At 63.2% G+C, this 21,144-nt stretch carries 20 protein-coding genes and 1 tRNA gene; 9 read left to right on the top strand and 12 right to left on the bottom strand.

What is annotated here, in order from left to right; genetic code table 11:
- Positions 1–39: 39 nt before the first annotated feature.
- From MTX34_RS12645 to aceE, 6 genes are all read right to left on the bottom strand, one after another.
- The gene (locus MTX34_RS12645; protein WP_243593987.1) at positions 40–1,473 is read right to left on the bottom strand and encodes an acyl-CoA carboxylase subunit beta; all 1,434 of its coding nucleotides are present in this window, start codon (positions 1,471–1,473) and stop codon (positions 40–42) included.
- A gap of 128 nt (positions 1,474–1,601) precedes the next feature.
- Positions 1,602–2,852: a KasA/KasB family beta-ketoacyl-ACP synthase gene (locus tag MTX34_RS12640; RefSeq protein ID WP_243609675.1), complete on the bottom strand. Its 1,251-nt coding sequence runs from the start codon at positions 2,850–2,852 to the stop codon at positions 1,602–1,604.
- 8 nt (positions 2,853–2,860) lie between these two features.
- Entirely contained in the window at positions 2,861–3,205 is a 345-nt protein-coding gene (gene acpM, locus MTX34_RS12635) for a meromycolate extension acyl carrier protein AcpM (RefSeq protein ID WP_045199610.1), read from the bottom strand.
- An 88-nt stretch (positions 3,206–3,293) separates the two neighbouring features.
- On the bottom strand, positions 3,294–4,202 hold the full coding sequence (locus tag MTX34_RS12630; RefSeq protein WP_243609674.1) for an ACP S-malonyltransferase: 909 nt from the start codon (positions 4,200–4,202) through the stop codon (positions 3,294–3,296).
- Positions 4,203–4,330: 128 nt separating this feature from the next.
- A complete protein-coding gene (locus MTX34_RS12625) occupies positions 4,331–5,710 on the bottom strand; it encodes a CdaR family transcriptional regulator (protein ID WP_243593984.1) in 1,380 nt (459 codons plus the stop codon).
- Positions 5,711–5,797: 87 nt separating this feature from the next.
- Entirely contained in the window at positions 5,798–8,617 is a 2,820-nt protein-coding gene (gene aceE / locus MTX34_RS12620; protein WP_243593983.1) for a pyruvate dehydrogenase (acetyl-transferring), homodimeric type, read from the bottom strand.
- Positions 8,618–8,875: 258 nt separating this feature from the next.
- On the opposite strand from aceE, the gene MTX34_RS12615 reads away from it, so the two are divergent.
- From MTX34_RS12615 to MTX34_RS12600, 4 genes are all read left to right on the top strand, one after another.
- On the top strand, positions 8,876–9,298 hold the full coding sequence (locus tag MTX34_RS12615; RefSeq protein WP_032379129.1) for a DUF3052 domain-containing protein: 423 nt from the start codon (positions 8,876–8,878) through the stop codon (positions 9,296–9,298).
- A 31-nt stretch (positions 9,299–9,329) separates the two neighbouring features.
- The gene (locus tag MTX34_RS12610; RefSeq protein WP_243593982.1) at positions 9,330–9,791 is read left to right on the top strand and encodes a peroxiredoxin; all 462 of its coding nucleotides are present in this window, start codon (positions 9,330–9,332) and stop codon (positions 9,789–9,791) included.
- Positions 9,792–9,878: 87 nt separating this feature from the next.
- A tRNA-Val gene (locus tag MTX34_RS12605) sits at positions 9,879–9,953 on the top strand.
- A 137-nt stretch (positions 9,954–10,090) separates the two neighbouring features.
- Positions 10,091–11,182 (top strand): hypothetical protein, encoded by a 1,092-nt coding sequence (locus MTX34_RS12600; RefSeq protein ID WP_243609673.1) that lies wholly within the window; start codon positions 10,091–10,093, stop codon positions 11,180–11,182.
- On the opposite strand, the gene MTX34_RS12595 is transcribed toward MTX34_RS12600, so the two are convergent.
- Positions 11,075–11,659, bottom strand: a complete 585-nt coding sequence (locus MTX34_RS12595; protein WP_243609755.1) for a tyrosine-type recombinase/integrase — start codon at positions 11,657–11,659, stop codon at positions 11,075–11,077. The two genes, MTX34_RS12600 and MTX34_RS12595, sit on opposite strands and share 108 nt — an antisense overlap.
- Before the next feature lie 243 nt (positions 11,660–11,902).
- Between MTX34_RS12595 and MTX34_RS25740 the strand changes: the two genes are divergently transcribed.
- The gene (locus tag MTX34_RS25740; protein ID WP_279393282.1) at positions 11,903–12,031 is read left to right on the top strand and encodes a hypothetical protein; all 129 of its coding nucleotides are present in this window, start codon (positions 11,903–11,905) and stop codon (positions 12,029–12,031) included.
- A gap of 11 nt (positions 12,032–12,042) precedes the next feature.
- Here MTX34_RS25740 and MTX34_RS12590 read toward each other — a convergent pair whose 3' ends face one another.
- On the bottom strand, positions 12,043–13,002 hold the full coding sequence (locus tag MTX34_RS12590; protein ID WP_243609672.1) for a hypothetical protein: 960 nt from the start codon (positions 13,000–13,002) through the stop codon (positions 12,043–12,045).
- A gap of 215 nt (positions 13,003–13,217) precedes the next feature.
- Positions 13,218–13,904 (bottom strand): hypothetical protein, encoded by a 687-nt coding sequence (locus MTX34_RS12585; protein WP_243595081.1) that lies wholly within the window; start codon positions 13,902–13,904, stop codon positions 13,218–13,220.
- A gap of 207 nt (positions 13,905–14,111) precedes the next feature.
- Between MTX34_RS12585 and MTX34_RS12580 the strand changes: the two genes are divergently transcribed.
- From MTX34_RS12580 to MTX34_RS12570, 3 genes are all read left to right on the top strand, one after another.
- A complete protein-coding gene (locus MTX34_RS12580; RefSeq protein ID WP_243595080.1) occupies positions 14,112–15,305 on the top strand; it encodes an XRE family transcriptional regulator in 1,194 nt (397 codons plus the stop codon).
- Positions 15,305–15,769 carry a DUF4411 family protein gene (locus MTX34_RS12575; RefSeq protein ID WP_243609671.1) on the top strand — a complete coding sequence of 155 codons (465 nt, stop codon included), beginning with the start codon at positions 15,305–15,307 and terminating at the stop codon, positions 15,767–15,769. The genes MTX34_RS12580 and MTX34_RS12575 overlap by 1 nt, the downstream gene beginning before the upstream one ends.
- Before the next feature lie 294 nt (positions 15,770–16,063).
- Positions 16,064–16,738, top strand: a complete 675-nt coding sequence (locus tag MTX34_RS12570) for a nitroreductase (protein ID WP_243609670.1) — start codon at positions 16,064–16,066, stop codon at positions 16,736–16,738.
- Here the strand turns inward: MTX34_RS12570 and MTX34_RS12565 are convergent.
- Both MTX34_RS12565 and MTX34_RS12560 read right to left on the bottom strand, forming a co-directional pair.
- On the bottom strand, positions 16,735–17,163 hold the full coding sequence (locus tag MTX34_RS12565) for a hypothetical protein (protein ID WP_243609669.1): 429 nt from the start codon (positions 17,161–17,163) through the stop codon (positions 16,735–16,737). The two genes, MTX34_RS12570 and MTX34_RS12565, sit on opposite strands and share 4 nt — an antisense overlap.
- 44 nt (positions 17,164–17,207) lie before the next feature.
- On the bottom strand, positions 17,208–18,149 hold the full coding sequence (locus MTX34_RS12560; RefSeq protein ID WP_243609668.1) for an NAD(P)/FAD-dependent oxidoreductase: 942 nt from the start codon (positions 18,147–18,149) through the stop codon (positions 17,208–17,210).
- Positions 18,150–18,395: 246 nt separating this feature from the next.
- Between MTX34_RS12560 and MTX34_RS12555 the strand changes: the two genes are divergently transcribed.
- Positions 18,396–19,796, top strand: a complete 1,401-nt coding sequence (locus tag MTX34_RS12555) for an amino acid permease (RefSeq protein WP_243609667.1) — start codon at positions 18,396–18,398, stop codon at positions 19,794–19,796.
- A 6-nt stretch (positions 19,797–19,802) separates the two neighbouring features.
- Here the strand turns inward: MTX34_RS12555 and MTX34_RS12550 are convergent, their stop codons facing one another.
- Complete coding sequence (locus tag MTX34_RS12550) at positions 19,803–20,969, bottom strand: iron-containing alcohol dehydrogenase (protein ID WP_243609666.1); 1,167 nt, start codon at positions 20,967–20,969, stop codon at positions 19,803–19,805.
- Between the last annotated feature and the right edge of the window lie 175 nt (positions 20,970–21,144).

Genomic DNA, 21,144 nt, shown 5'->3' with positions numbered 1-21,144 from the left:
GCTGGGTGCTGGGTCAGGGCCGCAAGCGAAGCCGGTCGATCAGAGCGGAATGTTCTTGTGGTTGCCGCGCGCAGCGGGGGCAGCCGCGAGTGCCTTGGCGACCGTGCTGCGAGTCTTGCTCGGCTCGATGACCTCGTCGACGACGCCGATGGCCACGGCACGCTCGACGCCACCGGCGATGCTCTCGTGCTCGACAGTCAGGCGATCGTGCAGTGCCTCACGCTCCTCCTCGGGAGCTGCGGCGAGGGCCTTCTTGTGCAGGATGCCGACGGCGGCTTTGGCACCCATCACGGCGACCTCGGAGCCGGGCCAGGCGTAGACCGCGGTGGCACCGAGTGCGCGTGCGTTCATCGCGATGTATGCGCCGCCGTAGATCTTGCGCGTCACCAGCGTGACGCGGGGGACCGTGGCTTCGGCGAAGGCGTGCAACAGCTTTGCTCCGCGGCGGACGACACCTTCCCATTCCATGCTGACGCCGGGCAGGTATCCGGGAACGTCGACGACCACGATGAGAGGGATGCCGAATGCGTCGCACAGGCGCACGAAACGGGCTGCCTTCTCGGCGCTTTCGGAGTTGAGGCAACCGCCGAGGCGAATGGGGTTGTTGGCGATGACGCCGACGGTACGGCCGCTGATGCGTCCGAGGCCGATCACGATGCTGCGGGCCCAGCCGCCTTGGAACTCCTCGAAGGTCGATTCGCCTTCGACGTTGTCCAGCAGTTCGTGAATGATCGGGTGGACGTCGTATGCGCGACGGTTGGATTCGGGCATCAGGGCCCGGAGGTCGGTGTCTCCGTGCTCGGCGGCGGCGATGTCGAATTCGCCCTGCTCGCAGAACATGGACACCAGACGGCGGGCGCGGGTGAAGGCGTCCATCTCGCTGTCGGCGACGATGTGGCATACGCCGGACTTCTTGTGGTGTGTGTCGGGCCCGCCGAGCGAGGCCATGTCGACCTGCTCACCGGTGACGCTGCGGACGACGTCGGGTCCGGTGACGAACACGCGTCCCTCGGGAGCCATGATGACGACGTCGGTCAACGCAGGACCGTAGGCGGCGCCGCCGGCTGCGAAGCCGAGGACGACGGAAACTTGGGGGACGAGGCCGGACGCTCGGACCATGGCCTCGAAGACGAGCCCGACGGCGTGGAGAGCTTCGACGCCCTCGGCGAGGCGAGCGCCTCCGGAGTGCCAGACGCCGACGATCGGAGCGCGCTGCTCGATGGCCGTGTCGATGGCGGCGACGATGTGCTTGCACCCGTCGACACCCATGGCACCGCCCATGACGGTGGCGTCGGAGCAATAAGCGATGGTGTGGACGCCGTCGATCTCACCGGACGCTGCGAGGATGCCGGATTTGTCTCGATTATGCAGCGGCACAGTGGTTCCGGCGTCGAACAGATTCTCGAGGCGGGCGAGTGGATCGCGGGGATCGGTGGAGGTACCGGATCGTGTGACAGGGGCCAGAATAGTCATCGCTTGTCCTTCTTCAGGGCCCCTGAGGGGGCGAGGCCCGAACCGGAACCGTTCCCTGGGAACGGCCCCGGTCCGGATCATGCACTGCGAGAGCGAGATTCGCTGAGTCGAGGAGACGACTCAGTGCATCACGCCTTTCCGAAGGCGAGCGCTACGTTGTGCCCACCGAATCCGAACGAGTTGTTGATCGCGTAGTCGATCTGTCCGACGCGGGGCTCGCCCTTGACGACGTCGAGATCGATTTCGGGATCCTGATTCTCCAAATTCAGTGTGGGAGGGATGATTCCCTCACGCACTGCCAGCACCGTCAGAACCGACTCGAGGGCGCCGACGGCACCGATCGAGTGGCCGAGAGCGGATTTCGGTGCGTACACCGCTGCGTGATTTCCGACGGCCTTGTTGATCGCCAGCGCTTCGGCGGTGTCTCCGATGGGAGTTGCCGTTGCGTGTGCGTTCACGTGGGTGATGTCGGACTTCTGCAGGCCTGCGGTCTCGATGGCGCGCTGCATCGCACGCGCGGCACCCTTGCCCTCCGGGTCGGGGGCCACGAGGTGGAACCCGTCGGAGGTGATTCCGGCACCGAGCAGGCGGGCGTGGATCGTTGCACCGCGTGCCTTGGCGTGCTCCTCGGTCTCGATGACCATGAGCGCACCCGCTTCACCGAAGACGAAGCCGTCACGATCCTTGTCGAACGGCCGTGACGCACCCTTCGGATTGTCGTTGTTGGTGCTCATCGCCCGCATCATGGAGAAGCTGGCGATCGGAACCGCGTCGATGTATCCCTCGACGCCGCCGGTGACGACCATGTCCGCGTCACCCATCACGATCATCCGCCACGCGTGAGCGATGGCTTCCGATCCCGAGGAGCAGGCGGAGACGGGGGTGATGACACCGGCCTGTGCTGTGAGCTCGAGGCCGACGACCGCTGCGGGGCCGTTGGGCATGACCATCTGAACTGCGAGCGGAGACACCTTGCGGTAGCCGCCGGCCTTCATCTTGTCGTTGGCGTCGATCAGAGAATCGCCGCCACCGAGGCCGGTGCCGATCGACACGCCGAGGCGAAGGGGATCGACGTCGGGGGAGCCGGCGTTCTTCCAGACCTCACGACCGAGCACCGTGGACAACTGCTCCACGTAGCTCAGGCGACGGATCTCGACCCGCGAGAGCAGACTCTGCGGGTTCACCGCGAGGTGTCCGCCGATCCGCACGGGCAGGTCGTACTCGGCGACGAAATCGTCTTCCAGAGTGCCGATTCCGCTGTCGCCGTTCAGCAGACCCTTCCACGTGGCATCGACGTCACCCGCGAGTGACGTGGTCGCAGCGAGGCTGGTGACGACGACACTGGGGAAGCGTCCGTTGGCGGTGGATGGGTTGGTCATGGGCCGTGTCACTCGCTCGCGGAGTCGTCGAGCTTGGCCTTGATAGCTTCTGCGGCTTCGGGGTTCTCCGCTTCGAGCTTCTGGATGTAGTTGACGGCGTCGCCGACGGTACGCAGACCTGCGAGGTCCTCGTCGGGGATCTTCACGCCGTACTTGTCCTCGGTCTGCACTGCGATCTCGACCATGGAGAGCGAGTCGATGTCGAGGTCGTCCACGAAGGACTTCTCGATGGTCACCTCGGACGGTTCGATGCCCGTGACCTCCTCGATGATCTCTGCAAGTCCGGCGATGAGGTCTTCCTGGCTGGCCACTGTTGTGGCTCCCTTCTCTTCTGTGTAGAACGCCGAAGTCATGTGCTTCGAGACGCGATTGTGCATTTCTGCCACTCGGGGAGTGGAAGTGCGATCCGCAGTGTCGTGACTGCGGAGTGTGTGGGCCGAGCTAACCGAGCTCGGCCATTGCGGAAATGTCCGCCGGTGTCTTCAGGCCGAGATTGGCAACGCCGCGCAGTTCGCGTTTGGCGATGCCGACCAGTGCGCCTGCCGGGGGCAGTTCCACAAGTCCGGTGACCTGCGCGGTACGCAGGTAGGCGTTGCACAGATCCCATCGCACGGGGCGAGTGACCTGGGCAGCGAGCTTGTTCAGGGCGTCGGCACCCGAGGCAACCGGCTGACCGTCGGAGTTGGACAGCAGCGTCCGCGTGGGCTCCGACGGGGTAATGGCGGCAGCGGCTGCGGCAACGGTGTCGCCCGCGGACGCCATGTACTTGGTGTGAAATGCGCCCGCGACCGGCAGTGCACGAACCCGAGCCTTCTCGGGCGCGCTCTCCGCCAACTCGGCCAGCTTGGTCAGCAGTCCGGCTGCGACGATCTGACCTGCAGCATTGACGTTGGCCGGAGCGAGGTCCAGCTCGTCCAGGCGAGCCAGTACGGCAGCTTCGTCGCCGCCGAGCACGGCAAACATGCCGGTCGGTTCGAGTGCGCATGCCTTGGCCATTGCTGCGCCGCGGACCGCGGCGAGCGAGACTGCGTCGTCGGAGGAGATGACGCCTGCAATGGCGGCCGCAGCGAGTTCGCCCACCGAGTGTCCGGCGACGATGGTGTCTTCGGGGAACAGGCCGCGCGATGCGATCTCTTCGAATGCGAGCAAGGCGGACGCCACGACCAGGGGCTGAGTCACCGCGGTATCGGTGATCTCCTCGGCGGTGGCAGTGGTACCGAGACGGACGAGATCGAGACCGGAGGCCTTCGACCACAACGCGAGTCGGTCTGCTGCACCCGGCAATTCGAGCCAAGGCAACAGCATGCCGGGAGTCTGGGAGCCCTGACCGGGCGCAAGCAACGCAATCACAGGGTTAAGAGAACACCGTCGGGTGCCGAATGGGTGATGTCGCGCTCGATGAACTCTCGACAAGCAATTTGTGGGAACCCTACAAATTGCCTCGTGGGGAACCGCTATCGCCGGAGGGTGGTTCGGCGTTACGTGACTACTTCACCGAATGTGACCTGTGTGACATATGGGGCAGGATGTGCCGGTTCGTGATGCGTTCGAGCCAACCTACCTACCGTTGCCGCAACCCTGAGGACGTACGCATCCCGCGGGTGGGTGGGGTCGCGACCGGTGACCTCGGCGATGCGCTTGAGCCGATACCGGACGGTATTTGGATGAACAAACAGCTGCCGTGCGCAGGTTTCGACGGCTCCACCACAGTCGAGATACGCATCGAGGGTGTCGGCCAATCCCGAACCTGCCGCCGCCAACGGGACGACCACGTGATCGTTCAGCGCCGATATCGCTGCGCCGTCGTTGAGCAGTGCGCGTTCGGGCAACAACTCGCCGGCGTGCACCGGACGCGGCGCGCCCCGCCAGCCCGCCACGGCCTGCATCCCGGCGAATGCCTCCACCGCGCTCGAGTGCGCCGCGCCGAGGGTGCGAGTGGTCGGGCCGATGACGACCGGTCCGTCCGAGAAGTTCTGCAGCATGTCGTCGATGAACGTGCGGTGCGTGGCAGTGTCGTCGAGTTGACCGCTGACCACCATCACCAGCCGGGTCCCCTGCACGACGGCCAGTGCGGCGCGGCCGTGTTTCTGCGCCACGGCATGCACGGTTCCGACCACCGAGACGCCCCGATCGTCCGGGGGAGTGCCGACCAACACCGTCGCGGGCGCGGTGGCGTCCCAGTTCAACGTGGCGGCACGCGAGAGCATGTCCGAGCCGGTGTCTCCGCGAACCACGGCGTCGACCACGAGGGCTTCGAGGCGGGTGTCCCACGCTCCGCGTGATTCGGCGGCGCTGGCGTAGACCGACGCCGCTGCGAAACCGAGCTCGCGCCCGTATCGCAGCACGGCCTCGGTCAGGGCCACCAACTGCTGATCGTTGCGGGCCAGCGCCGGGAGCCACTGCTCGAAGAACTCCATCGCCACCCGCACCATGTCGACGGTCTGGCGCAGCGTGAGGCGTCGGGCAAGGTCCTGCGGAATGACCTGGAAGGCATCGAGCGAGAAGCGAATATCGCTGTTGGGGTTCTTCAGCCACTCGAGGAAGTTGTCGACAGCTGTCTGAATCAACAACTGCACGCTCGCTCGTTGGGCTGCGTCGAGATCACCGAAGAACGGCAGTTGGCCCTGCATCGTCGTCACGGCCTCGGTCGAGAGTCGGCCGGAGAACTGCTTGACGCGACGCAGCAGGGCATCGGGCAGGGGATCGCGCTTCTGGCGCGAGGGTGCCAATGAGGCGACCGGAAGGTGCACTTCGTTGTCCGAGGTCAACGATTCACGCAACGCCTCACGGTAGGCGTCGCGTCGGGATACATCGCGTGCGGACGCACCGTCCGGTGAACCGGGCTTCGCATCGGACATAAGGAGAACCTACGCCCGACCCCCGCCCCTATCGCGATGGACGTACTTCGCGACGTGGGACGGGGGTCGGGCGATCAAGGCTGGAACCTACGCGGAACCGGTATCGGCGAACGAGGTCGGAGCCGCGGTGACGTCGTCGATCTTGTACTTCTCCGCGGCCTCGACGGCCTTGGACTTGTCGATCTCACCGGATGCGGCGAGGGCGGACAACGTGGCGACGACGATCGACTCGGCGTCGACGTTGAACACCCGACGCGCGGCCGGACGGGTATCGGAGAACCCGAAGCCGTCGGTGCCGAGGGTGACGTAATCACCCGGAACCCACTGACGGATCTGGTCCGGAACTGCACGCATCCAATCCGAGGATGCGATGACGGGACCGTTGGCGTCGGCCAGGGCCGAGGTGACGAACGGAACGCGCTTGTCCGCACCGGGATTGCGCAGCGACTCCTTCTCGGCGTCGACGCCGTCACGGCGCAGTTCGCCCCACGAGGTGACGGACCACACGGCCGAACGCACGCCCCACTCCTCGAACAGCAGCTCACGAGCCTTGCGGGCCGAGACCATGCCGACGCCCGACGCCAACAGCTGCGCCTCGGGTCCGTCGCCCTCCTGCGGCTCTGCGAACCGGTAGATGCCCTTGAGCAGACCCTCGACGTCGAGGTTTTCCGGCTCGGCCGGCTGCACGTACGGCTCGTTGTAGAGGGTGATGTAGTAGAAGATGTTCTCGCCGCCGAAGCCCTCGACACCTTCGGTGCCGCCGTACATCCGTCGCAGACCGTCCTTGACGATGTGCGCGATCTCGTACGAGAACGCCGGGTCGTAGGCCACGGCCGCCGGGTTGGTGGACGCCAAGAGCAGCGAATGACCGTCTGCGTGCTGCAGACCCTCACCGGTGAGGGTGGTACGACCTGCGGTCGCTCCGAGGACGAATCCGCGAGCCATCTGATCGGCCGCTGCCCAGAGACCGTCGCCGGTGCGCTGGAATCCGAACATCGAGTAGAAGATGTACAGCGGAATCATGACCTCGCCGTGTGTGGCGTACGAGGTGCCGACTGCGGTGAACGACGACGTCGAACCGGCCTCGTTGATGCCCTCGTGCAGGATCTGGCCGACCGAGCTCTCCTTGTAGGCGAGCATCAGCTCCGAGTCCACCGAGGTGTACAGCTGGCCGTTGCGGTTGTAGATCTTCAGCGACGGGAACCACGAGTCCATACCGAACGTACGGGCCTCGTCGGGAATGATCGGCACGATTCGGTGGCCGATCTCCTTGTCTCGCAACAGCTCCTTCATGACGCGCACGAGCGCCATCGTGGTGGCGACTTCCTGCTTGCCGGAGCCCTTGCGCAGCGTCTTGTACGTGTCGTCGCCGGGCTGCGGCAGTGGCTTGACGTCGACGCGGCGCTCGGGAACGAATCCGCCGAGCTTGCTGCGACGATCGAGCATGTACTGGATCTCGGGAGCATCCGGGCCGGGGTGGTAGTACGGCGGCATGTACGGATCCTTCTCGAGTTCCTCGTCCGAGATCGGGATGTGCTGGAGATCGCGGAACGTCTTGAGATCGTCGAGCGTCAGCTTCTTCATCTGGTGCGTGGCGTTACGGCCCTCGAAGTGCTTGCCGAGGGTGTAGCCCTTGATGGTGTGCGCCAGGATGACCGTCGGCTGGCCCTTGTGCGACATCGCGGCGGCGTAGGCAGCGTGCACCTTGCGGTAGTCGTGGCCGCCGCGCTTGAGGTTCCAGATCTCGTCGTCGGACAGATCCTTCACGAGCTCCTTGGTGCGCGGATCGCGGCCGAAGAAGTGATCGCGGACGTAGCTGCCGTCGTTGGCCTTGTAGGTCTGGAAGTCGCCGTCGGGCGTGGTGTTCATGAGGTTCACCAGTGCGCCGTCGCGGTCCTTGTGCAGCAGCGAGTCCCACTCGCGGCCCCAGACGACCTTGATGACGTTCCAGCCGGCACCGCGGAAGAACGACTCCAGTTCCTGGATGATCTTGCCGTTGCCGCGGACCGGGCCGTCGAGGCGCTGCAGGTTGCAGTTCACGACGAACGTGAGGTTGTCGAGGCCCTCGGTGGCGGCCACGTGGGCGAGTCCACGCGATTCCGGCTCGTCCATCTCGCCGTCGCCGAGGTAGGCCCACACGTGCTGATCGGTGGTGTCCTTGATGCCGCGGTCGTTGAGGTAGTGGTTGAAGCGGGCCTGGTAGATGGCGTTCATCGGGCCGAGACCCATCGACACCGTCGGGAACTCCCAGAAATCCTGCATGAGGCGGGGGTGCGGGTACGACGGCAGTCCGCCGCCCTCGTTCACGTGGCTGGCCTCCTGACGGAAGCCGTCCATGCGCTCGGCCGGAATGCGGCCTTCGAGGAAGGCGCGGGCGTAGATGCCGGGGGAGGCGTGACCCTGGATGAAGATGTGGTCGCCGCCGCCCGGGTGGTCCTTGCCGCGGAAGAAGTGGTTGAAGCCCACCTCGTAGAGCGCTGCGGAGGACGCGTAGGTCGAGATGTGGCCGCCGACGCCGACGCCGGGACGCTGCGCGCGGTGCACCATGATCGCGGCATTCCAGCGGATCCAGGCGCGGTAGCGGCGTTCCATCGACTCGTCGCCTGGGAACCACGGCTCGTTCTCGGTGGGAATGGTGTTGACGTAATCCGTCGACGTCAGCGACGGCAGCGCTACGCGGCGCTCACCGGCGCGCTCGAGCAACCTGAGCATCAGGTAGCGAGCGCGGTTGGGGCCGGACCTCTCCAACAAGCCGTCGAACGATTCGATCCATTCGTTCGTCTCGTCGTTGTCGATATCGGGCAGGTACGACGCGACACCCTCGCGGATGACGCGGACCCGGCCGTCCGAGCCCTTTTTTCCTGCAGACGATGTGTTCTGCCGTTCGCCGCTGTTCACTTCGGACAACGTGTGCACTCCTCAATGTGGCGGACGCTCGGTGTGGCGCCCGGTCCCGGTAGACCCGCCCCTGTGACGGCGGTCTACTTTCCTCGTTCTCGTGATTCCTCCCCAATCCTGCCGCATCTTGCCGGTTCTGGTAGTACAGAGGTCCGATACCCACCAGTAGAAATTTATGTACGCAATTTCGGCGCGGTCAGCTTGCGCGAACGGCTTCAACACTGTTCGCTTTGACTACTGCACCCACAATTCAAGGAGGTCACCACCGTGGTCGCCGCGGCGGACGCTCAGAACTACGCTCAGAAACTTGGCATCACTCGCGACATGGTCGTACAGGAGCTGGGCTGGGACGAGGACACCGACGATGATCTACGCGCCGACGTAGAAGATGCGATCGGTGGCGAGACCCTCGACGAGGATTCCGACGAGGTGATCGACGTTGTACTGCTGTGGTGGCGCGACGGAGACGGTGACCTGGTCGACGCACTCATGGATGCGATCGGTCCGCTCTCGGACGATGGCATCGTGTGGGTCCTCAGTCCCAAGACCGGCATGTCCGGTCATGTCGAACCCAGTGAGATTGCCGAGTCCGCCCCGACCGCAGGATTGACGCAGACCTCTGCGGCAAACCTCGGTGACTGGATCGGAAGTCGATTGGTTCAGCCCAAGACCCCTGCCACCAAGCGGTAGGCCGATGCTCGACACAGGAAGACGGTTCTAGATGCCGATCGAGGTTGGCGCGGTTGCGCCCGACTTCACCCTCAAAGACCAGAACAACCAACTGGTCACGTTGTCGTCGTACAGGGACGTGAAAAACGTTCTGCTCGTGTTCTATCCACTGGCCTTCACAGGCACGTGCCAGGGCGAGCTGTGCAAAGTACGCGACGAGCTACCGACCTTCGAGAACGACGACACTGCGGTGTTGGCAATCTCGGTGGGACCGCCTCCTACCCACAAGATCTGGGCTGCAGAACAGGGTTACACCTTTCCGCTGCTGTCGGACTTCTGGCCACACGGTGAGGTTGCTCAGGCCTACGGAGTCTTCAACGACGCAGCAGGATTCGCCAATCGTGGAACCTTCGTGGTCGACAAATCCGGAATCATCAGGTTCGCCGAAATGAACGGACCCGGCGAGGCTCGCGACAGTTCTTCGTGGGCGGAGGCACTCGCTCAGGTGAGTTGACCTGCGGAATTGTAGTTAGAGATCAGACACGATAAATTTCTCCAAGCGTTCCGGTGGCCCGGGGTTGTCCCCAGGCCACCGGTACTCGGGCGTATAGCTCAGCGGTAGAGCTCTGGTTTTACACACCAGCGGTCGGGGGTTCGAACCCCTCTGCGCCCACCATGATTTTCGCAGCTCAGCAGCTTGGCGACCTACTTGCTTTGGTTCGATTGACCCCCGCTATGTGCCGCGACTGTGCCGAATGCGGACTCTCCCACTTTCATCGCAGTTAGAGAAGCCACGTGCGCTACGGTCCACGCGTGGGAACTGAAGATGAACTCTTCGCGGGTATGACGAGCGCTGAACGGAAACGTGCGCATGAGCGCATCATCTTGGAGTTCGTATATCGGCCCGACGACTTCGACGAAATCGATGAGCAGGAGCGTCCCGACTTTGCGCTGCGGTCCAACGCGGACACGGAACCGTTCGGTGTCGAGATCACGCAGATGTTCCCGGACGGATCCCACGCTCGGGTGCACATGATGCCCGGTTACTTGGAGTCGCTGTGGGAGGGTGCGCGCCACCGTCACCGAGATGATGTTGACCGCCTGCAGGCCACCACCGCGAAGGTGACCGACAAGGACGGAAACGTCAAGCACGAGAACCTGCCGGTCGTGCTTGTCGAGCATCCCCCTACGCGGTCTGATTTCCACGCTGTCCTGGCTGAAACCATCGAGGGAAAATCGGGACTGAACTACGACTACACAGAGTTTCAGCACATCAACCTCATCGTCCTCGACTGGTTCCGACTCGATTTCAATGCGCAAAGATATTCGGCATCTTTGCTGTTGAACGAGCGCGTGCGCGATGCACTTCGCGCCACACCGTTCCGTGAGGTTCACCTGCTCACCTACGACACCGGCGCGGACATTTCGAGTAAGGCCCCAACCACGAACGACGATCGATTCGTGCGAACTCTTCGACGAGTGCCGCTAAAAGAGTTGATGCTCCTAGATCGCTTCTACAGCGCGTGCCACGGAATCAACGAGATCCTTGATGGCACTGACCGTGACGACGACGCGGTGTACTTGAACCGCTTGGCTTGTGAGTTCGTGACTCGTCGTCTCAAGATCGGCAAGATCGTTAACGAGCGCGGAGGCCCGCACGTCCAGTTCGGCAGTGCTGCTGTGGCGCTTACTGAGGACGACAAGTTCGAAATCCTTGAGTTCCTGGAAGTGCCAGATATTCACGATGAGGCAGTACAAATCGCAGAACGTCTCACAGCAGAACAGGAGGAGCGCCTTCTAGAGCACCTCAGTAAGGGTGCTTTGGAGCAGGGGCTCTCTTACGAGACGTACGATCCCCCTTCGCGACCTCGTAGGTCTCGCGCCGATCTTGATGGCGAAAACTAGAACAGCGCAACCCAAGACGCCAACCATCACGTCGAGGTGAAACCGGATTACCGAAACCGCGGCAGCATCGCAGTGCCTACGAAACATCTTCGAGTAGGTCTCGGGTCGGATGGGCGTGCCGTCCTCTGACACCGCTACGAATCCTGAATCGACGTAGCCCGACCCGAGAGCCAGTCGCTCCCGCGCCTGATTCGTTCGTGCAGTGCGGAGTGCGGTCATAATGTCGGCCGGTAGCGGAAGGGTACGACGCGAGCGAGCAGACTTGGGATCGCCTATGACGGTGGCTCGTCCTCTCACGACGACGCGACCGGCCGCTACCGTTACCGTCCCATCGTCGAAGTTAACCCGATCCCATGTCAGCCCCAGCACCTCAGATCGCCGCCATCCGGCGAGGGTCAGCAGCCAGCACGCATAGAGCCGGTCACCTGACACTTGTCGCCGGAACTGCTCGGACTCGGCGGGCTGCCAGAACTTCATTTCCGTGTGAGCGACCGAGGGGCGGTCGATCAGCTGGGCGACATTGCGAGCGATCAGACCGCGTTTGACGGCGGTCGTCAACGCCGACGACAGTACCGTCAGCATCGTGCACACGGTGCGTGGCGAGACACCTCCGGGCACTGCCGGGATTGCTGGTTCGCTCGAACATGCAGCGGCGTAACGGCCGCGTTCAGGACGGACGACATCACCAGCCGCCAGTAGGCGATCCACGTAGACGGCAGTGTGGGGCACGAGGCCGTGCTCGCCTCGCTCGGGATGGACGGCGACGAGCGCCACGATCGGATGATCCGCGCCGCGATTCGATGCGGTGATGCGCCGGAATCGTTTACCGTGCACCTGCCCTACGACTGACTAGCTCAGCCTCACCGCCGATACTTGCCCACAGGCGGTAGTGGCGTCCAGTCGGATTCACCCAGCGCGACCGTTCCACTGGGTTCGACTGAATTCGTTCTCCACCCATCGGTTCCGTTCGCGAATCGCGCTGCGTGTGCTCGCGCCCTGTTGCGACGGATCGAACCAGGCACTGGCATACCGTCATCGCCCCAATCCGGCGTTGCCATTTCCTCGGCTAACCAGAGGGCGAACTCGTTGCTCTTGGCGTGGTACTCATCAACCTCGGTGCGAACCGCGTCCTTCACCTGATCCCAGAACCACCCGTAGAAGGTTCTCGCTCGTGACTGATACTTCTCGATCAGGGGAAGGAACTCGACGTCACCCTTCTGGGTGTTCAGGAATCGTTTCGCGGCACCACTCCACTTGGAGTATTTGTTCAGCTCTGCACGCAGAAGGTCGACCCGATTGATTTGCCGCATCGGGGCTGGCGGGCGGTGGCTGAATGTAGTTCCGATCGACATCACGGGCACCGCATAGTGAACGGTGAAGTTGCGCAAGTCGAACAGGAATTTGATGTCGTCGTCCCCGAACAGCTTCGTGACTGTCGGTTCATAGGTTTCGGCTTCCCACACCGTCCTGGAGTCGGAGGAGCTGCTGCGCTGTTCGGCGGGAATCCGTGTCGGCCAGAGCTTGCGATGGGTCGCGCGCTGGACGTCCCGCAGTGTTGCTACAGATGCCAGGTAATTGTGAAAGAGGCGCACAGTCTCGTGCTCGAACTCGTCGGAAAGGTCGTTCACATGCTGGCGTCTACCCACGAATGTCGAGATGTGGTGCACGAGCTCTTCACCGTTCGTCCCGAACAGCCGCGATGTCCGGTTCAGACCCTCGAACCGTTCGTGGTGGTACTTGCCCGGAAGTAGTTCGAGCTGAGCCAGCCGCTGCTCACGCTCGATGCCCCATGCAGCCTTGTGGGACCGCTCAGCATTCACGCGCCACCTGCCCATCGTTCGACGGAGTTTCCGGAGTATCTACGCAGCTTGCATGGGTACGATGCCAGCAACACTTCTGGCTGCGCCATTTCGTTTCTCAAAGCGGTCGCCGAGCTTTCTACAAGTTCCCATCCTCACGAGGCCGCGCAATCCTGCCCCTTCAGCGAGCCGACTAGCCTCCCGGACACTGTCGTTGCCATCACGAAACAACGGGATTACGGGTTGGCCCAATCTCGCATGTCAGCGGAGTAATCGAATGTCAGACCCATCCGACTCCACCACTCAACCGCTAGCGCAGATGCCGTGTCGCAAGCCCACGACGCACACCCGGCACCGAGGCACTTGTTTGGAAACCACGGATCACCCGGCAATCGACTGTCCGCGAACCTGTTCTTCAATTGCCTTTCGAAGCGGTGTTCGTCCGCGTGGTCGTGCCACTCCGGCTTGAAGTGCACTAGTTCGTTACGAAGCCGGACGAGGAGGGCCGCACTCTGGACGGGATCGCGACCCGTTTCGAGCCGGGGCTTTCCGACGCAAAGAAGAGCCAGCTGATATTTGTCGATGACCGTGAGTTTGGTGTCCAGCCTGGCGTCCGTCCACAGCGTCCGCATTAGGGATTGTGCTGCCTCGGTGATGCCCTCGGTGCGGGAGTTTGGCTGGCCCTGCTCGGTGTCTGCCACGTCCTGAAAGACCTGGTTCACGAGGCATTCGAGATATGCCACCGATGACAACACCGCTGTGACGGCGTGTGAACGGTGCTCGACGACGTTTCCGACTTGCGTCTTCCGCAACGCCGTCTCGACCTCGCCGCATAGACGAGCCGCGTGCTGGGCAGTCCACAAGTGCTGTGTCGCGAGATAGTGACGGGAAGCAACGCCCACTGAGACCTCGATTCCGAACACATCGACTCCCCACTTCGAGGGGGCTAATCTTGCACGTCAACTGGACGGTACGCCACGCACGATCAGCGACGTCTGATCTTCGAATCCGAGTGGTGACTGTCCCAGCGCCATGAGGCTTAAGAGGTATAGGAGGCCGAACGGGATCGCGGCAGACCGCGCCTGGTTCCTCGCTACCATCTGGGTCTAACTTCGTGCATTATCTCGGGTATGCCCTCGATCGCGGCTCCCGTCGAAGTCTCCGTGCTTCGGTGGGCTCGGGAATCGTGCGGTCTGTCCCAGCTGGCTGCATCCAGGAAGCTGGGTCTCGCGGACGATCGCGTATCCGCATGGGAGGACGGCACGGCGACGCCATCGATTGCGCAGCTTCGCAAGGCAGCGGAGGTCTACCGCCGTTCGCTCGCAGTCTTTTTCCTGTCGGAACCCCCCGTGGAGTTCGACACACTGCGTGACTTCCGAAGGATCGCTGGTTCAGTCGAGGGGGAGTGGTCACCAGCGCTGCACGACGAATTCCGTCGCGGACACACACAGCGAGACTTTGCTATCGAATTGGCGGAAACTGAAGACAGAGAACTCCCATTCACCTGGCGTATACCCATCTCGGGGCCGGACAGCGATAACGATATTGCCGCTCGCAGTCGTCGAACGCTTCTCGACCTAGGTCCTCTATCGCTTCCCGGAGCCTCCGGCACGCCGTACGACTTCCTCAACACGTGGGTCGCCGCTGTCGAGGCGGCGGGGGTTCTCGTCCTGAACACCAAAGGCGGCAAGGTCTCGCGCGAGGAGATGCGCGCCTTCTCGCTGTACTTCGACGTGCTGCCGGTGATCGTACTTAACGGAGCCGACGCCCCGCGGGGTCGGTTGTTCTCGCTGCTGCACGAGTTCGCGCACCTGGCGCTGCACACAGAGGGCCTGTGCGATACGACATCCGATGCGAAGGCGGTGACGCCGAACCGGAGCCTGGAGGCGCGGTGCAACGCCATCGCCGCCATGGTTCTCATGCCGGGGGACCAGGTGCGCGGTAGACCGGAAGTGATCGCACGGGTCTCTACGCCCGAGGCGTGGGACTACGTGGCGCTCAGGCAGGCGGCTGCACCGTTCGGTGTGAGCGCCGAAGCGTTCTTGCGACGGCTCAGTACGTTGGAGATCGTTCCTGTGTCGTACTACGAACGTCGGCGCGACGAGTACGTGGCCGCGTACGAGAAGGACGATGCGGCGCGGCCACTAGGCGGAAACTGGTACCGGAACACTGTTCGTGACCTGGGTAAGGGGTACGTCCGCGCGGTCACGGATGCGCACAGGAGACGTGTGATCGACAGCAATACCGCTGCTATTTACTTGAACGCGAAGGTCGGCCAGATCGCGAAGCTGGCCGAGAACGCCGCGTTACGTGAGGCCGGTTAGTGGCACCCTATTCTTTCGACACCAGCTCGATACTGAACGGCCGTCGCGACCTGTTTCGTCCCACGGTGTTCGTTCGGCTGTGGGAGCAGATCGAGGCGAGCATCGCGAGCGGTGACATCCGAGCAATAGACGAAGTGAACAACGAGCTGTCTAAGCGAGACGACGACGCCAAGAAATGGGCGGACAAACAGAGCGGCCTTTTCGTGCCGATCGAGGACGACGTTCAGAGCGCCACCACGGCCATCCTGAAGGCTCACCCCGATCTCGTGAGGGCAGGAGGCAAGCGCAGCGGTGGTGACCCATTCGTCATTGCGCTCGCGATGGCTCGCAACGGGGTGGTCGTCTCCGAGGAAACGCGATCCGGCAACCTCTCCAAGCCGAGGATCCCCGATGTGTGTGACTCGCTGGGTGTCCCGGTTCTGAACCTCATGGGCTTCATCGAGTCGCAGCGCTGGACGTTCTGACCGAACCCCCGCCAGTGTGCCGCCAGTGTGCCAAGACGCAACAATTCGGCACGGCACGCACTGGACCTACTGGACACTCGACGGTCTTGACCTGGAGTTATTGGACGGGGCTCGACACACTAGACGGCTCGAATGCCATTTACACACCAGCGGTCGGGGGTCGAACCCCTCTGCGCCCACCATTTTCACGACTCTCGGCTTACCCTCTGATGACGGTGCCTCGCCCGACAGTCCGTCTCGGCCTTGGTGTTACCTTCGATCCGCACCCGACAGCACAGACACGAGGCGGACGACGTGACCCGGTACGAAGCACTGACCGAACTCCTCGACGAGAGGTACTCGTGCCGACAGTTTCTGTCGAAGCAGGTCTCGCGTGAGGTACTCGAACAGCTACTGTCTGCCGCCCGGCGCACACCTTCGTGGTCCAACACCCAGTCGTGGCAGATCATCGTGACCGAGGGCGACGCCACCCGCAAGTTCTCCGAGGCATTGGTGGAGCACGTGACATCCGGGGTGCCGCAGCCGGACTTCCCGTTTCCGGCCAACTACAACGCCCTGCACCGAGCGCGCAGACGCGAATGCGGTGGCGCTCTGTACGAGAGCATCGGTGTGGTGAAGTCCGACACCGAGGCGACGACTCGTCAGTTCATTCGCAATTTCGAGCTGTTCGACGCCCCGCACGCAGCCATCATCACCACCGATGCCGATCTCGGTGTGTATGGCGCCGTCGATTGTGGGTTGTATCTGCAGACTTTCCTGCTGGCCGCCCAGAGCCTCGGTCTTGCAGCCATCGCGCAAGCAGCCTTGGCCGCGTACTCACCGTTTCTGCACGAGTGGTTCGACATCCCCGAGACTCGAAAAGTGGTGGCCGGCATCTCCTTCGGTTATCCCGACGAGACTCACCCGATCAACGGATTCCGCACCAACCGAGCGCCTCTGGACGAGACGGTGAGATTCGTCAGCAATTAGGGAGCGAGCTGCGGCCCGAACTTGGCCTCGATCTCGGCGAAGTACGCGTCGGCCAATGCGACGAACTGCTTCTCGTCGAGTGCGATGGTGTCGCCGACGGCGTACCCGAGAATGCTCTTCTTCGGGTCGAGGTTGATCGTCGGATCGCTGGTCATCACGTCGTCTGCTGCTGTCATCGACGCGGCCAGTACCCGGACCTCGTTGAGCGGATTGCCGTTCTTCTTCTCCTGCCCACGCATCCGGTGCAAGAAGTACACCTCCAGCGTCAGCACGAGATTGTTGAAGAAAGCGACGTCGAATGCCTCGTCCACGTCGGTGGTCGTCGTTCGATTCGACGCGACCGCACGGTAGGTGGCCAGCTGAGAATCGAGGCGCGCACGGCAGGCGTCGATGTATTCGCGTGGGTACGACTTCACGGACAGCACGGGGGAGATGCTAATCGGCGTCGTAGGTGGACGCAGGGCAAACGTCAGCCCCGAAGACGACCAACCAACTCGGTACCGACATCCGTGCCCGAACGCCATGCGCTTTCCACTCTGGGCGCTCCGGATGCACACCATTGATCGCCGGCGAACCCGACGAGTCGTCCGTCGCGCTGCTCGAGCGCACACGTGGAATCGTGCTGCGACGCAGGCTTTGCGAACGTCCATCGATGGGCGTGCGTCCAACTGGGTGCTGCAGAGACGACCGATAGTTCGCGCAATGCGTCGAGAACCGGGGCGATCGCACCGTCGGGATTCTCGAGATGCTGCTGCGCTCGCTCCGACGTGGTGTGCACCACCAGAACCGGAGCGCCGTCGCCGCGGCGAGCACCGTCGTCGACGACAAAATCGATATCGGGATGATCGTTGACGAACGCTGCGCCACGGAAGGGGATGTCGAGCCCGTCGAACCCGCACGCCACCGCGATCACCGGTTCGTAGTCGACGGCATCTGGAACTGCGGTCAGTCGCGTTGCCTGCGGATCTGGCATGGCGACCACTACGTGGCCGTCGGGCAATTCGGTCAACTCGGTGGAATGTTGGATGTCGAAGCCGTCGAGCATGTTTCGTACCAACGATCGCAGCCCGCCCGGGGTGGCCCAGCGAACCGGTCCGGTCGTGGTGCACGGTGCCGTCTCGGGCTTGAGGATGCCGAACGTGTTGGCCCACTGCCGCGCCAATCCGCCTGACTCCCAGTCCGCGACCACCGTCGAAAATTCCTGATCACGAACGGTGAAGTATCCCGCCCCCAGATCGACGCGACGGCCGTGCAACTCCGGCGACGACATCCGCCCACCCGGAGCTCGGCCTCGGTCGATGATGCGGAACGGCACGTTTGCGTCGCGAAGAACCCGCGCACAGGCCGCGCCGGCTATGCCCGCACCGACGATGGTGACCGGATCGGTGATGGTGCCCGCTTCGGAGTTCATCGGTCCAGTATGCCGGGATCAGTCGGTCGCGTCGGTGAGCCTGAGGAATGCGGTGCCGTGGGACGAGATCGGGCCGCCGGTCCGGCCTGTTCGCAAGGTCCGCGACGGTGAACATCACGAGCCCGCTTTGACGAATCGAGAGGTATCGATTGTGCTGCGATGTGCGTGGAAATGGCTGCCCCACAGACATTCTGGACATATCGGTCACTCTCTGCGTCGGCGTTCATTTTATGTTCAACTTCAGGGATGTCCATCACGGAGAAGCCGGACACCGGCGAGCAAGGACTCGGTACCAGCCTGAAACCACGGCACGTGACGATGATTTCGATTGCCGGGGTCATCGGCGCGGGATTGTTCGTGGGTTCGGCCAACGCCATCGCGACGGCAGGCCCGGCGGTGCTGCTGGCGTACCTGTTCGCGGGAACACTCGTGATCCTGGTGATGCGCATGCTGGGGGAGATGGCGACGGCCAATCCCGACACCGGCTCGTTCTCCACGTATGCCACTCGCGCGCTCGGTCACTGGGCCGGCTTCTCGGTCGGTTGGCTCTACTGGTGGTTCTGGGTGTTGGTGATCCCGGTCGAAGCCACCGCGGCTGCATCCATTCTCACCAACTGGCTCGGCGGAGCCCAATGGATGTGGGCACTGCTCATCGTCATTGCCCTCACCGCGACAAACCTGATCAGCGTCGGCAACTACGGCGAATTCGAGTTCTGGTTCGCGCTGGTCAAGGTCGTGGCGATCATCGCGTTCATCGGCCTCGGGATCGCGGCCATTCTGGGATGGCTACCCGATTCGGAAGTCAGTGGTGTGGACCAACTCTGGGCCTCCGGTGGATTCATGCCTCTCGGGTTCGGCGCGGTGATCGCGGCCATGCTGACGACGATGTTCTCGTTCATGGGCTCGGAAATCGTCACCATCGCCGCTGCCGAATCCAAGGACCCGGCAAAGGGCATCACCCGCGCCACCAACTCGGTCATCTGGCGAATTTCGATCTTCTACTTCGGTTCCATCTTCGTCATCGTCGCGCTGGTGCCCTGGAACGAACTGGACCCGAACACGGGCTCGTACCAGTACGTGCTGTCCAAGATGGGAATCCCGCATGCCGACACCATCATGGACATCGTCATTCTGACCGCTGTTGCGTCGTGCCTGAATTCGGCGCTCTACACCGCGTCGCGCATGCTGTATTCGCTCGGCGATCGAGGCGACGCACCGAGGGCGGTCAAGAAGATCACCACGAACGGGGTGCCGTGGATTGCGGTGATCGCCTCGATGGTGCTCGGGTTCCTCGCCGTGGTCGGAAACTACATCCTGCCCGAGAAACTCTTCACCTACCTGCTGGCGACCACGGGTGCTGTCGCGCTCTTCGTCTACCTCGCCATCGCCAGCAGCCAGCTGGTGCTACGGCGTCACCTCGACCGCGACGGCGAACGTCCTGCCGTTCGGATGTGGCTGTATCCGTGGCTGACCTACCTGGCCATCGGATTCATCGTGTTCGTCCTGGTGATGATGGTGGTGCGGCCGGAGCAGCGGTCGTCGATCCTGCTCTCGGCCGTCCTCGCCGCAGTGACCGTGATCGGCGGAATTGTGGTGCAACGCCGAAATGCGCGGCGCGACAGTGTCGCCGCCCGCGCATCGGAGTGAGTGCGATTAGATTCCCGCGTACACCTGGCGGTACAGATCGACGATCTGCTCCGCCGTCGGAACGACCGGATTGTTGCCCGGACTACCCGAGGCGAGAGCCTGCTCGGCCATGAGCGGCAATAGCTCGTCCCACTTCGCCCTGTCGATACCGAAGGTCTGCGGCGTCGGAACCTCCACCTCACGGCACAATGTGACGATCGCATCCTGCAACTTGCCACCGGCGACCTGATCGGAGTCGCCTTCCGATGCCGCACCGAGCGCACGAGCGCAGTCGGCGTAACGCGCCTGCGCCCCGTCGATGGAGAATGCGGTGACAGCAGGCAACAGCATCGCGTTGGACAGCCCGTGTGCCACATGGAAATGCGCGCCGATCGGTCGACTCATCCCGTGCACTAAACAGACACTCGCATTGGAGAACGCCATGCCCGCCTGCGTCGAGGCATGCATCATCGCCTCGCGCGCCTGCCGATCTTCGCCGTCCCGATACGCCCGCAGCAACGACGTCCCGATCGTGCGAATCGCGCTGAGCGCCAAACCGTCGGAGATGGGGTTGGCCTTCTTGCTGACGTACGCCTCGATGGCGTGGGTCAGGGCATCGACCCCGGTGTCTGCGGTGAGGCGAGCCGGCATCGACATGGTCAACTCGAAGTCGATGATCGAGGCGATCGGGAGGAACGACAGGCCGGGGCACAGCATCTTCTCGTCCGAGGCCACGTCGGTGATGATGGTGAACTGAGTTGCCTCCGAACCACTTCCGGCCGTGGTGGGAATGGCGATGATCGGCAGGGCCGGTCCGGTCGACAGCACCGGAGCCTTGAAGTCCCGCATCCTGCCGCCCTGCACCGCGAGAATGGCCAGCGCCTTGGCAGTGTCCATCGGACTGCCACCGCCGAACCCGATGATCGAATCGGCCGAATGCTGCTGCACCGCTTCGAGTCCCGCGACCAACGAATCGGTCGTCGGATCCGGAACGGTGCCCGAGAACAGTGCCGGCGTCTTCCCGGCCTCGGTCATGATCGTCATCAGACGATCCGCCGAGCCGTTGCCGGCCATGAACGCATCGGTGACGAGCAACGGCCGTGACACGCCGAGGTCGGTGAGAACCGTCCCCAGCTCGTCGACGGCACCGCCACCCAGCTTGAGGAACCGAGGAAACGAAATATTGGCAACCATGGTGTGCTCCTTCGAGGTGTGACTATGTGCGCGGAACTTCGTAGTGGACTACGGGCGGATTCGAGCGGTGGTTGCAACGTGCCTGATCATTAGGGATGTTTGCGATGGTTCACCCGGGTTTCTCTCATCAGGTTCGGATGGCGTTCTGGTCACTGCGTAGCAGTGGCGTGACGGT

The organism is Rhodococcus sp. ARC_M5 (assembly GCF_022810405.1).
In the GTDB taxonomy this organism is placed as follows: Bacteria; Actinomycetota; Actinomycetes; order Mycobacteriales; family Mycobacteriaceae; genus Rhodococcoides; species Rhodococcoides navarretei.
Note: the sequence above shows the minus strand (reverse complement) of the source record. Positions and strands in the feature narration are given on the sequence as shown.

Excerpts from the sequence above, each read along its gene's own strand:
- MTX34_RS12550 (WP_243609666.1), bottom strand. The coding sequence starts at position 20,969 with ATGGTTGCCAATATTTCGTTTCCTCGGTTCCTCAAGCTGGGTGGCGGT.
- MTX34_RS12625 (WP_243593984.1), bottom strand. The coding sequence starts at position 5,710 with ATGTCCGATGCGAAGCCCGGTTCACCGGACGGTGCGTCCGCACGCGAT.
- MTX34_RS12580 (WP_243595080.1), top strand. The coding sequence starts at position 14,112 with ATGCCCTCGATCGCGGCTCCCGTCGAAGTCTCCGTGCTTCGGTGGGCT.
- acpM (WP_045199610.1), bottom strand. The coding sequence starts at position 3,205 with ATGACTTCGGCGTTCTACACAGAAGAGAAGGGAGCCACAACAGTGGCC.
- MTX34_RS12645 (WP_243593987.1), bottom strand. The coding sequence starts at position 1,473 with ATGACTATTCTGGCCCCTGTCACACGATCCGGTACCTCCACCGATCCC.
- MTX34_RS12640 (WP_243609675.1), bottom strand. The coding sequence starts at position 2,852 with ATGACCAACCCATCCACCGCCAACGGACGCTTCCCCAGTGTCGTCGTC.
- MTX34_RS12560 (WP_243609668.1), bottom strand. The coding sequence starts at position 18,149 with ATGAACTCCGAAGCGGGCACCATCACCGATCCGGTCACCATCGTCGGT.
- MTX34_RS12555 (WP_243609667.1), top strand. The coding sequence starts at position 18,396 with ATGTCCATCACGGAGAAGCCGGACACCGGCGAGCAAGGACTCGGTACC.
- MTX34_RS12595 (WP_243609755.1), bottom strand. The coding sequence starts at position 11,659 with ATGAAGTTCTGGCAGCCCGCCGAGTCCGAGCAGTTCCGGCGACAAGTG.
- MTX34_RS12610 (WP_243593982.1), top strand. The coding sequence starts at position 9,330 with ATGCCGATCGAGGTTGGCGCGGTTGCGCCCGACTTCACCCTCAAAGAC.